General features: G+C 38.0%; 11 protein-coding genes. All 11 read left to right on the plus strand.

Features of this window, described 5'->3' with window-relative positions:
- The first annotated feature begins 84 nt into the window (after positions 1–84).
- Positions 85–1,659, plus strand: coding sequence for a cation:proton antiporter (locus tag FC77_RS01690; RefSeq protein ID WP_308425607.1), 1,575 nt, complete (start codon positions 85–87; stop codon positions 1,657–1,659).
- A gap of 22 nt (positions 1,660–1,681) precedes the next feature.
- The gene (gene ylqF, locus FC77_RS01695) at positions 1,682–2,521 is read left to right on the plus strand and encodes a ribosome biogenesis GTPase YlqF (protein WP_056969831.1); all 840 of its coding nucleotides are present in this window, start codon (positions 1,682–1,684) and stop codon (positions 2,519–2,521) included.
- Entirely contained in the window at positions 2,518–3,288 is a 771-nt protein-coding gene (locus FC77_RS01700) for a ribonuclease HII (protein WP_056969832.1), read from the plus strand. Before ylqF ends, FC77_RS01700 begins: the two co-directional genes overlap by 4 nt.
- 55 nt (positions 3,289–3,343) lie before the next feature.
- Positions 3,344–4,201 (plus strand): DNA-processing protein DprA, encoded by an 858-nt coding sequence (dprA, locus tag FC77_RS01705; protein WP_056969834.1) that lies wholly within the window; start codon positions 3,344–3,346, stop codon positions 4,199–4,201.
- A gap of 61 nt (positions 4,202–4,262) precedes the next feature.
- A complete protein-coding gene (gene topA / locus FC77_RS01710) occupies positions 4,263–6,374 on the plus strand; it encodes a type I DNA topoisomerase (RefSeq protein WP_056969836.1) in 2,112 nt (703 codons plus the stop codon).
- Between the two features lie 96 nt (positions 6,375–6,470).
- Positions 6,471–7,787: a methylenetetrahydrofolate--tRNA-(uracil(54)-C(5))-methyltransferase (FADH(2)-oxidizing) TrmFO gene (gene trmFO, locus FC77_RS01715; RefSeq protein ID WP_056969837.1), complete on the plus strand. Its 1,317-nt coding sequence runs from the start codon at positions 6,471–6,473 to the stop codon at positions 7,785–7,787.
- Positions 7,788–7,789: 2 nt separating this feature from the next.
- Complete coding sequence (xerA, locus tag FC77_RS01720; protein WP_056969838.1) at positions 7,790–8,716, plus strand: site-specific tyrosine recombinase/integron integrase; 927 nt, start codon at positions 7,790–7,792, stop codon at positions 8,714–8,716.
- A complete protein-coding gene (gene hslV, locus FC77_RS01725) occupies positions 8,713–9,249 on the plus strand; it encodes an HslVU peptidase proteolytic subunit (protein WP_056969840.1) in 537 nt (178 codons plus the stop codon). Before xerA ends, hslV begins: the two co-directional genes overlap by 4 nt.
- On the plus strand, positions 9,246–10,658 hold the full coding sequence (hslU, locus tag FC77_RS01730; protein ID WP_275452972.1) for an ATP-dependent protease ATPase subunit HslU: 1,413 nt from the start codon (positions 9,246–9,248) through the stop codon (positions 10,656–10,658). The genes hslV and hslU overlap by 4 nt, the downstream gene beginning before the upstream one ends.
- Before the next feature lie 15 nt (positions 10,659–10,673).
- On the plus strand, positions 10,674–11,555 hold the full coding sequence (locus tag FC77_RS01735; RefSeq protein ID WP_054681345.1) for an aldose 1-epimerase family protein: 882 nt from the start codon (positions 10,674–10,676) through the stop codon (positions 11,553–11,555).
- Between the two features lie 189 nt (positions 11,556–11,744).
- The gene (locus tag FC77_RS07960) at positions 11,745–12,770 is read left to right on the plus strand and encodes an SEC10/PgrA surface exclusion domain-containing protein (protein WP_054681342.1); all 1,026 of its coding nucleotides are present in this window, start codon (positions 11,745–11,747) and stop codon (positions 12,768–12,770) included.
- Positions 12,771–12,872 lie beyond the last annotated feature (102 nt).

Below are 12,872 nucleotides of genomic sequence, written 5' to 3' on the forward strand. Positions count from 1 at the left end.
ACTAAAGTCCCAGTTGGGACTTTTTTTAGTGTAAAAAATGAAAGAAAGGCAGGCGATGGCGTATTGCATGTTTTAAGTTTAATTTTGTACCTAGTTATAGCGGCAGGTCTAGCGATACTTATTCAAAGCTGGTTTTTACGTAAAGTTTCCGTGAATTATGTGGCTTTAACATTAGGAATAATTATGGCATTAATTCCATATTTCCACGTTAACAGCTATACTTTTAAACCAGAACTGTTTTTGGGGATTATTGTAGCCCCGTTACTGTTCTTTGAAGCACAGGAAAAAAGGATTTACAATATTGTCCGTAGCTGGAAATCAATTATTGGAATTACAGTTATTATGACGCTAATTGCGACGATCTTAGCAGCCTTTTCACTTAAATGGTTAATTGGTCTATCTTTACCTTTAAGTTTTATCTTGGCTGCAATATCAACACCTACAGATGCTACGGCAGCTGAGTCCGTATCTCATGGATTAGAATTACCAGAAAAAGTAGAAAATTATTTAGAGAACGAATCACTTCTTAATGATGCTTCTGGAATAATTCTACTGAATATGGCAATTAGCTGGTATTTGTGGCAGCACTTGGAAATTGCGACTACATTTATAAATTTTCTTTACTCCACAATCGGTGGAATTGTGTTAGGCCTAGGTGTTTCAGCAATTTTAATCTTAATTCGTGAGCGTCTGGTTCGGGTAAATTTAGATTTAGTCACAAATGAAACTTATGCGGTAACAGCTATCACCATTTTTTACGTTTTGACGCCAGCCTTATTATATTTTCTTGCGCAGGCAATCAAGGTTTCAGGTATTATTACGGTTGTAGCGGCTGGCCTTGCCCATAGTGCTGAACAGGAGAGAAGCCGGATAACCAGTATTAATTTGACTTATAATAACTTTCAGATTACCAATACCCTAACAGATATTTTAAACAGCATTGTTTTTATTATTCTAGGTATTAGTATTGTCAAAACAATGCAGAATAAGGCTTTACCAAATAAAATTGACCAGGCCATCCTGATCGGAGTTTTACTTTATTTAATAAATCTTTTTGTTCGTTATCTGTACAGCTTTTTTAGCTTAAAGTTAACAAATAAGAATGCGTGGATTTTTGCTTTAGGAGGAATCCACGGGGCTGTTACTTTTGCGCTAGCTTATACTTTGGATCAAACGTTGATCAGTCCTAATAATTTTCACTTGGTTCTTTTTAGTGAAACTACTTTAATCATTTTAAGTATGTTAATTCCTACTATTATTTTTAATTTCCTTTTGCCGAAGGATACCCCGGACGTTGAGCGGGAGAAAGAAGTTCTTAGTATTAGAGGAAATATGGTTAATTACGCACTAGAAAAGACAAAAAAGATTTATATGCCAAAGATGTTTCGTAAACAGCTAGAATTTGACTTAAAAGCGCAAATCAATGAGACTTCAATGAGAGATTTCCTAAAAGAATTGCGAAAATCAATCAGACACCCAGAACTAACTCTTGAAGAAAAGGAATTTAGGAATGAAGTTTATCGTTATGCCTTTCGGCAGGAGCGAAACTATTTGGGAAAGATTGCTTTGAAAGAGTTAGGTTACCGAAAGTCATTTATGTCCCTTTACCGGGAAATATTGCTGGCAGAAGTTTTGTTTTTACGTCCGGATAATGATTAATTAAAAAAGAGGGAAGATAATAATGGCAACAATTCAATGGTATCCTGGGCACATGAATAAGGCCCGTAATCAACTCGAAGATAAGATGAGTTTAATTGATGTAGTAGTTGAAGTACTTGATGCACGAATACCACAGTCTTCGAGAAATCCCATGATTGAAAAATTAGTTGGGGACAAACCACACTTAATTATTTTAAATAAGGCGGATTTAGCAGATCCGATAATGACCAAATTATGGCAGAAGAAGTTGCACAAACCTGGTAAATACGTGATGGCATTAGATTCATTGCATAATACCAATATGCAATTTTTAATTAAAATGGTTAAAAAGGCAGCAAGTGCCAAGATTAAGAAAATGCAGGTAAAGGGAGCATCTAACCCAACGGTTAGGATCGCTCTGGTTGGCATCCCTAATTGCGGCAAATCAACTATAATCAACCGGTTGGTTGGCCATAATGTGGCTCGAGTTGGTAACACTCCAGGGGTTACTAAGGGCCAAAGCTGGTTAAAGACCCCGTCTAATATTCAAATTTTAGATACTCCTGGAATTTTGTGGCCGCGGTTTGATGACCAAAAAGTAGGCTATAAATTAGCCGCTTTTGGAGCAATTAAAGACAGCGTTTTTCACGCTGATGACGTGGCTTTATTTGTTTTAAAGAATTTGCGCCAGCATTATCTGAAAAATTTGGTTAAATTTGCCCGTTCGACTAAAGAACAAATTGAGCAGGTAAACGATCCTGATCTTTTGTTAGCAATGACTGATTCATATGGCATGCGGGACGATTACGATCGCTTTTCCCTTTATATGTTGCAAAGGCTGCGTAAGGGCAAAGTTGGAAGGATCACTTTAGACAGATTATGACTATTAAGGATGTTAAGAAGTTACTTGATGGTGGTAACGTCAGTAAGGAAGAATTAGCAACTTTAGCTAAAGATAGCCGCAGCGGGATTAAAAAATTACTCGTCAGTTACCAAAAGAAGCAGGAAAAATTAGCTAAAAAGCGCGCTGCCTTTTTAGAGCGTTTTAAATATGAACGTAACTTTTGGGCTAAAGGTCAAACAGTGGCCGGGATCGATGAAGTGGGGCGTGGTCCACTAGCTGGACCTGTTGTCACTGCTGCCGTAATCGTGGACGATGATTTTGATTTGTTCGATGTAAATGATTCCAAACAAATTAGCCCGAAGAAAAGGCTAGAATTATATCCTAAGATTTTGCAAGAAGCCGTTAGCGTTGGTGTTGGCGTTAAGAGTGCACAGGTAATTGACCAGATAAATATTTATGAAGCTGATAGGCAAGCAATGGCTCAAGCTGTAAACGCGTTAGATCGTAAACCTGATGTGTTGCTGGTCGATGCGATGAACGTTCCGGTGAAGATTCCGCAGATAAGGTTGATTAAGGGGGATGCAAAGTCTAATTCGATCGCCGCAGCTTCAATTGTGGCCAAAGTGTTTCGGGATAAGTTAATGGACGATTATGATAAGATTTACCCGCAATATAATTTCTCACATAATGCTGGTTACGGTACTAGTGCCCACCTTGCAGCTTTAAAAAAGTACGGGCCGACACTGATTCACCGTAAAACTTTTGCTCCGGTGAGTGATTTCTTTACGGAAAAACAGAAAAAATAGTTTATTTGAAAGAAAGCCTCCTTTTTTGCGTATTTAGCATTAGGAGGATTTTTACATGAATAAAACGGATTTTCTCTTGCGTTTGAAATTACAAAAAGGCATTGGTTATGTTAAGATGTTGCGAATTGCTAGCCAATTAGATACCGATGATGTTAATATTTCTGCAATTCAAAGTATGGCTTTACCATCTGCCTTGAAGGAAGCAAGTTTTGCGGCCCTTAATGATCAAAAGGCTGAAAGAATGATTTACCGAATCAAAAAGCAATGTAAGGTGCTTACTTTCTTTGATTCTTTATATCCTGAAAAATTAAGACAAATTTACCAACCGCCGCTTATTCTTTTTGCGCGTGGAGATTTAACACTATTACAAAGGGAAATTATTACGATCGTTGGTTCGCGGTTGGCCACTTCTTACAGTAAAATCGTGATCAATAATTTAGTCCCTTCTTTAGTCAAAAAGCATTTGGTAATCGCCAGTGGTTTAGCTAAAGGTGTTGACGGGATGGCGCATACCGCAACTTTAAGAAATAATGGTAAGACAATTGCAGTGGTTGGCAATGGGCTAAATCATTTTTATCCCATGTCAAATCATGGGATCCAAGAAAAAATTGTCGAGAATGGATTACTTTTAAGTGAATATTTGCCAGATACGCCACCACGGCCGTTTCGTTTTCCCGAAAGGAATCGAATTTTAGCGGGATTATCTGAAAGTGTGGTTGTGACCGAAGCCAAAGAAAGGTCCGGGTCATTAATTACGGCTAACCTGGCTTTGCAGGAGAATCGAAATGTTTATGCGGTGCCAGGGCCGATAACCAGTCAGTTATCTGCTGGTACAAATAAGTTGATCGAGGCTGGGGCAGATCCGATAATCAATTTTGAATTAAAACCAGAAAGATTTGACAATTCAGACTAAGGTATCTTATTCTCAGACTAGTGTTTATTTTTAAAATAGAAATTTTATGAGGAGGCATTTGATGCCTACTAAGTCAAAAACAAAACCAAAAAAACGTAAAAAGACGTTAGTAATTGTAGAATCTCCTGCAAAAGCTAAAACCATTGAAAAATATTTAGGCCGTAATTATCGTGTAATCGCTTCTAAAGGACATATCCGTGATTTACCTAAATCACAGATGGGGATCGATTTTAATAATAATTACAAACCGAAGTATATTTCTATTCGTGGTAAAGGCGACACGATTAAGATGTTAAAGAGCGAGGCTAAAAAAGCTAAGAAAGTTTATTTAGCATCCGACCCTGATCGTGAAGGGGAAGCCATTGCATGGCATGTCGCTCATGCTTTAAATCTTGATAACAAGGATAAAAATCGGGTTACCTTTAACGAGGTCACAAAGGACGCAGTAAAAGATAGCTTTAAACATCCACGATCCATCGATATGGATACGGTAAATGCCCAGCAAGCTCGTCGTATTCTTGATCGGATCGTGGGTTATTCACTTTCGCCAATTCTTTGGGATAAAGTTAAAAAGGGTTTGAGTGCCGGCCGAGTCCAATCGGTTGCCTTAAAACTGGTAATTGACCGTGAAAAAGCGATCAAGAATTTTAAACCAAAAGAATACTGGACGATTGATGCACTCTTTAAGAAGAGCAGAAAACAATTCAAGTCCCAGTTTTGGGGTGTAGATGGGAAGAAACAAGAACTTCCTAATAATGAAGCCGTCAAGAAAATTTTAGCCAAAATTGATAAGCGCAAAGACTTTAAGGTTGAAAAAGTTGTTACCAGGCAAAGAAGACGCCAGCCCGCTGCCCCGTTTACAACCTCAACTATGCAACAAGAAGCTAATAAACGCTTGAATTATCGAACTAGACGGACAATGAGTATTGCCCAGCAACTCTATGAAGGAATTAGTTTAGGTAAGCAGGGAACCGTTGGTTTAATTACTTATATGAGAACTGATTCTAAGCGGACAGCACCAATTGCTCAAGCCGAGGCTTCTAAATTTTTGCATGAAAAATACGGTGCAAAATATGCTGCTAAAAGTCAAAGACATTTTAAGAATCAAGGAGATGCTCAAGATGCTCATGAAGCCATTCGTCCAACCAGTGTTTACCGTACCCCTGAATCCCTTAAAAAGGTTTTAACCCCACAACAATACCGCTTATATAGGCTGATCTGGTCACGCTTTCTGGCTAGTGAAATGACACCAGCCGTTTATGATACGGTTCGTGCCGATATTGTCCAAAATGGCGTAACCTTCAGAACCACCGGTTCTAAGATGCGTTTCGCTGGGTTTACTAAAGTTTATGATAACTGGCAGGAAAAGAATGTTGATCTGCCCGACCTAAACGAGGGCGATATGGTTAAGATGGTCAGTTCAGATAATAAACAACACTTTACGTTACCACCGGCACGTTATACCGAAGCTAGTTTGGTTCACGCACTGGAAGAAAATGGTGTTGGCCGTCCATCAACTTATGCACCAACGATCGATACGATTCAGCGGCGGTATTATGTCAAATTGGAAGGTAGATCAATTGTTCCAACTGAACTTGGCGAAATAGTTGATACCTTAGTTGAAAAATTCTTCCCAGATATCGTTAATGTTGATTTTACTGCTCAGCTTGAAAATGATTTGGATAGCGTTGAGGCAGGTAAGAAAAACTGGGTAAAGGTAATTGATGAATATTACCACCCGTTTAAAAAAGAATTAGATAAGGCTGACGCAGGAATAGAAAAGGTGCAGATTAAAGATGAACCTGCAGGCTTTAATTGTGATATCTGTGGTGCCCCAATGGTTGTTAAAATGGGTCGTTATGGCAAGTTTTATGCTTGTTCACGTTTCCCAGACTGTCGTAATACCAAGCCAATTGTTAAGAAGATTGGTGTAACTTGTCCCAAGTGTGGCAAGGGTGACGTTGTCGAAAAGAAATCCAGAAGAAATCGTAAGTTCTATGGTTGTTCAAGGTATCCTAAGTGTGACTTTGTTTCTTGGGATAAACCTGTCGGTAGAAATTGTCCTAATGATGGTCATTTCTTAGTAGAAAAGAAAACTAAGAAGGGCCCAGTGATTCTCTGTCCAAATGGCGATTACCGCGAAGAGCCAAAAGAAGAAGCTGCGGCAAAATAAATTTAAAATTAAGTTAAATATCATCAAATCTTAGTTGATTTGATGATATTCTTGTATCTAGAGAATAAATTATTTTAAATAAAGGATGTTTTGAATATGTCTGAAAATGTAACTGTAATTGGTGGAGGCCTAGCAGGTAGCGAAGCGACTTGGCAACTTGCTAAACGCGGAATTAACGTCGACCTTTATGAAATGCGTCCTAAGAAAATGACCCCGGCACATAAAACCGGTGAACTGGCCGAATTAGTTTGTACTAATTCGATGCGGTCAAACCAACTGTCAAATGCGGTTGGTTTATTAAAAGAAGAAATGCGGCACCTGGATTCAATCATTTTGCAGGCTGCTGATGCAACTCAGGTTCCAGCGGGAGGTGCTTTGGCTGTTGATCGCGATAAGTTTAGTAAATATGTTACGGATAAGTTGCATTCTTTAAAGAACGTAACTTTTCACGATGAAGAAATTACCAAAATTCCCGATAGTGGGATAACAATTATTGCTACTGGTCCATTAACCAGTGATGTTTTGGCAAAAGAAATTCAAAAATTTTCTGGAACTGATAGCCTGCATTTCTTTGATGCGGCAGCACCAATAGTTGCAGCTGATTCGATCGATATGAATATTGTCTATAAAAAATCTCGGTATGATCGGGGTGAGGCTGCATATTTAAACTGTCCGATGGATAAGGAACAGTATGATAATTTTGCTAAGAACTTAGTTCATGCGGAAACGGCACAGATGCACGGTTTCGAGAAAAATGATGTTTTTGAGGGATGCATGCCGATAGAAGTTATGGCTGCTCGCGGTCCTAAAACTATGTTGTTTGGTCCGCTTAAACCGGTTGGTTTACGGGATCCACATACGGGTAAAACACCATATGCGGTTGTTCAGCTTCGTCAGGATAACGCAGCTGCCTCAATGTATAATATCGTTGGTTTTCAAACCCACCTAAAATATGGTGAGCAGAAACGGGTCTTTTCTATGATTCCCGGCTTAGAACATGCTCGTTTTGCCCGCTACGGCAAGATGCACCGCAATACGTATATGGCTTCTCCTGAAGTGTTAAATGCAAGTTATGAGTCAAGAAAACAAAAGGGCCTTTTCTTTGCTGGACAAATGACCGGTGTTGAAGGTTACGTTGAAAGTGCTGGCAGTGGTTTGGTTGCCGGTATCAACGCGGCTAGGGAGAGTTTAGGTAAAGACCCGGTAACTTTCCCTAGGGATACCGCTTTGGGTTCAATGGCCAATTATGTGACCACAACCAGTGCTAAACATTTCCAGCCAATGAACGCTAGTTTTGCACTTTTACCTGGTTTAGAAGGTAAAAGAATTAGAAATAAACGTGACCGCCACCTTAAAATAAGTGAACGGGGTTTAGAAGATTTGGATAAATTTAAAACGAAAGTTTTAGAATAAAAATGGATAATAAAGATAAAAAATTACAGCTTTTTATCTCTTATTTGCAAAATGAACGACATTATAGTAGTAAAACTATAACTTCCTACCGAACTGATTTGCTTAAGGCAAAGCAATTTTGGCAAAAGAATGGTGGTTTCCCAGGTTGGGAAAAGATTGAGCGGCGTGATATCGAGATTTATTTGCAATACCTAGCTGAACAAAAATTAGCCCGTTCTTCACAACTGCGTAAAATGTCCAGTTTGCGGTCTTTTTACCGCTTTTTGACTAAACGGAAAATCGTTAAGATAGATCCAACCCAGGCAGTAATTTTACGTAGTGCAGGCCACCGATTGCCCCAATTTTTCTATGAACCAGAAATTAAGCAGGTACTTGATTCGCTTCAGGGTAGTGATCCGTTAACGCAGCGTAACTTAGCATTATTCGAATTGTTTTATACAACGGGGATGCGAGTTAGTGAAGTTAGCGGATTAAAACTTAGGCAAATTGAGCCTAGCCTAAACATGATTTTAGTTCATGGTAAAGGAAATAAAGACCGCTACGTTGTTTTTGATAAGCAAACAAAGAAAGCTTTAACAAATTATTTGTCTGCAGCTAGAATTAAATTATTAGGAAACAAGATAGATTCGGGTAACGTTTTTCTAAATAGTAGGGGAAAAGCTTTGACGGATCGCGGCATTGAATATATAATGCAAAAAGTCTTTAATAGTGCTGGTATTAACGGTAAAGTACATCCGCATGAGTTGCGGCATACCTTTGCGACAGCAATGCTGAATAACGGTGCAGATTTAAGGACTGTGCAGGAATTATTGGGTCATAGCAATTTATCAACTACACAAATTTATACGCACGTGACTATGACACATTTACAATCAGATTATGAGAAATTTTTTCCTCGTAATGATGAGAAAGATGAGGCAAAAAAATGACAACAATATGTTCAGTTAAATTTAATGGTGAAACAGCAATAGCAGGTGATGGCCAGGTTACTTTAGGTGAAAAGGTAATTGCTAAAGCCACTGCAAGAAAAATCCGCCGAATTTACCATGATCGGGTAATTATTGGCTTTGCTGGTGGTGTTGCCGATGCAGTTAGTCTGCAGGATATGCTTGAAGGTAAACTTGAGGCTTATAATGGAGACTTGCGTCGGGCTGCCGTTGAAATGGCACAGGCTTGGCGTAAAGACCAAACTTTGCAGAAATTAAACGCAATGTTAATTGCTTTTAACGATAAGGATTTACTCTTGATTTCCGGAAATGGTGAAGTACTTGCACCAGATGAAAATGTGGTGGCAATCGGATCGGGAGGAAATTTTGCTCAAGCGGCAGCAATTGCAATGACGCGTCATGCTAAGGGCATGTCGGCGAGTGATATTGCGCATGAAGCCGTAAAAATTGCATCAGGAATTGATATTTTTACTGATGATCACATTCATACTGATGAAATACAGGAGAAAAAATAATGGATACAAAAACTCCGAAACAAATAGTTAATCTTTTAAACGAATATATTATTGGCCAAGATGAAGCTAAAAAATCAGTGGCGATTGCTTTGTATAACCGTTACCGCCGTACTCAGCTTCCTAAGAAGATGCAGAAGGATATCACACCCAAGAACTTGCTTATGGCAGGACCAACTGGTGTTGGTAAAACAGAAATTGCCAGAAGGTTGGCTGATATTGTAGATGCACCTTTCGTTAAGGTAGAAGCAACCAAGTTTACGGAAGTTGGTTATGTTGGCCGGGACGTTGAATCAATGGTTCGGGACCTGGTTAATAAAGCCGTTCAAATGGAAGAAAAAGAGCAGTTTGAGCGTGTTAAGCCACAGGCAACTAAGGAAGCTAATAAGCAGTTAGTTCGTCTTCTTGTACCAGGTATTAAGCATGAGAACCGGCAAAATCAAATGCAGCAGATGCAGGACATGATGTCGATGCTAATGGGTGGTAAAAATCCAGAAGATGAAAGTAACGATGATCAACACGAAGAAGTAAATGACAAGATTAGAAACCAACGGTTAACAGTTGCTGAACAATTAGATAAAGGATTGCTTGAAGACAGAACCGTTACCATTGAAGTTGAACAAGCTCCAAAGGTTAACCCTATGGGAGATATGATGGGTCAGATGGGAATTGATATGAGTTCTCTTCTTAATAGTTTGACCCCAAAGAAAAAGATCAAGCGGACATTGCCTGTCAGGGATGCACGCGAAGTTTTAGTTCAAGAACAATCCCGTAAGATGATTGATTATGATTCCCTTTACCAGAGAGCGATTGAACGAACCACTAATAATGGGATTATCTTTATTGATGAAATTGATAAGATTACTGCTGGTAATAAGAATAGCTCAGGTGAAGTTTCTCGTGAGGGTGTCCAGCGTGATATTCTGCCAATCGTAGAAGGTTCAACTGTTCAAACTAAGTATGGTCCTGTTTCTACTGATCACATTCTCTTTATTGCTGCGGGTGCATTTGCTGAATCTAAGCCAAGTGATTTAATTCCAGAACTGCAAGGACGTTTCCCAATTCGGGTAGAATTAAATGCATTGTCTAAAGATGATTTTGTCAAGATTTTGAAGGATCCAGAAAATTCACTTTTGAAGCAATACATTGCACTTCTTAAAGCTGATGGTATTAAGTTAATCTTTACACAAGAAGCCGTTGAAAAAATTGCTGAAATTGCTTTCAATGTTAACCAGGGTACTGACAACATTGGGGCAAGAAGATTGTCCACTATCTTAGAAAAATTGCTTGAAGATGTCCTTTATGAAGGACCAGATATGGAGATGGGCGAAATTACCATTACTGAATCATATGTAGAAGAAAAACTTAGTGATATAATAACTAATAAGGACTTAACTAAGTTTATTCTTTAACAACGGCAATTAATTATGGACTACACAATTCAAGATGGCATTTTAAAAGTTGTAATTTCCAGCAAGGGTGCTGAAGTTCAAAGCGTAAAAGACCGACATAATGGATATGAATATATATGGCAGGCTAATCCCAAAGTTTGGGCTCGGCATGCTCCGGTCTTGTTCCCAATTGTTGGTCGCTTAGTCAACGATGAATATACCTACAAAGGTAAAAAGTATCATATGACTGAGCACGGCTTTGCCAGAGATCAAGAATTTAAGGTTGAACGTCAGACAGATGAAAGCATTACTTTCGTATTGAAAGATAGTGCGGAAACACGTAAGATTTATCCCTTTAAGTTTGAACTGCGGGTTAACTATAACTTGTTGAATAATTTATTAGAAGAGAACTTTACTGTAACCAATAAATCTGATGGTGAAATGATTTTTGGAATTGGCGGTCACCCTGGTTTCAATGTACCCGTAAATAAGGACACTAAGAAAGAAGATTTCTACTTTAGTACTAAACCTTCTGTTGCCAGAGTTGAGATACCACTAAGGGGACCTTACTTAGATTGGTCAAATCGTTCTTTGACTTCGACCGATAGTTTGATTACCTTGAGTGATGAATTATTTAAGAATGACGCTTTGATTTTCCAATTAAACGGTCACGATAATAAGTTCTCTTTGCGTACAGACAATGGCCCATTTCATATTAATGTATGGACAAGGGATGCTCCATTTGTCGGTATTTGGTCACAATATCCAAAGACAGATAACTTTGTTTGTATTGAACCCTGTTGGGGAATTGCTGACAGGAGCGACACAAATGGTAAATTAGAAGACAAGTTAGGGATGAATCACCTTAAAGCAGGCGAACAATTCCAGGCTGGCTTCAGTATGGCATTCCATGGATAGTTAAGGCCACGAATAAAAATAAATTAGTGTTGAATTATCATTTGGTGATAGTTCAACACTTTTTTAATACTTGAATAGTGATCCAGTTGTAAATAGGAATCTCAGAAAATAAATGCGGTAGAATGGCTATGTAGATGTAGTTTTGTTTTATATAGAAAAGCTATAAATTTAAGTATGAAGGGAATTTTTATGCGATATTCAAAAATATTAAATAAAATTATAACTGTTTCTGCAGCAGTGACTTTATTGGCTCCAGTTGCTGCAACTACTATTAATCCAACAATTAATAACGTTCAGGCTGCCACCAAAAGTAGAAAATTGACACACAATGCTTATATTTATAAAGCAAATGGTAAACGGGCTAACAAAAAGATTTTAAAGAAGGGTACATATGTTAAAAGCTCTTCTATTAAGAAAATTAAGGGTAAGAATTATTATCACATTGGTAAAAATCAGTATATAAAAGTTACTAATACCAAAAAGCAAAATCATGTAGATAATACTAGCAAATTAGGAAAATATGTATATAACGGTGGTGACCAAAACAAGGTTTATAAGGAAGATACGATTAAATTGCCGTCTGGATACAATGACACTACTGTTCAAGAGGCAGTAAATAATCCATCAATATTGGATAAACAAACTGCCGAGGGCAATAAAATTAATAAATTTGTTTCAGAGTCCAAAGCTGACGATGACGAAAAAGTAGATCCAACTAATTTAACTACATCGCAGAAGCAGGAAATTAATAAATTTGCAATTAGATTGTTGAATGAAGCAAGAGTACAGGCTGGAGTTAACAAGGTAAAGACTAGTCAAAGGACTTTAAAATTAGCTCTTGATGTTGCAAATGAGTATCAGATAAATAATAGGGATATCTTTGAAAATGGTAAGCCAGCTCATTATATTCCAGGAATTGTTAAAGCAGCGCGAGAGAATGGTGTGAATATAGATGATAATTATATCGAAGATGCTGCTATAATATTTGATATTAAACCGCAAACAATGACGGAACTTAAGAATACAATTTATATTAACTTATTATCGTTTCTTTTTAATAAGAATGAATATTACCACGCCTCAGATATCTTAGACCCAACAAATGTATATGACGCGGTTGCAATCAGTTATGCGAAGGAATCACCTATGTCACATTGGATCAAAATGGATAAAGATACGATTGAAAATTACACAACTGATGGTACATGGAATTAGCTTATTTAAATTAAGAGTGTATGATATTAAAAAAGGGAGCACTTTTTGTAATAGGCCCAAAAAGTTGGACACTTTTGGGGCTTTTACTATGTCTAAATTAAA

The sequence above is a fragment of the Lactobacillus acetotolerans DSM 20749 = JCM 3825 genome (genome assembly GCF_001436775.1).
In the GTDB taxonomy this organism is placed as follows: domain Bacteria; phylum Bacillota; class Bacilli; order Lactobacillales; family Lactobacillaceae; genus Lactobacillus; species Lactobacillus acetotolerans.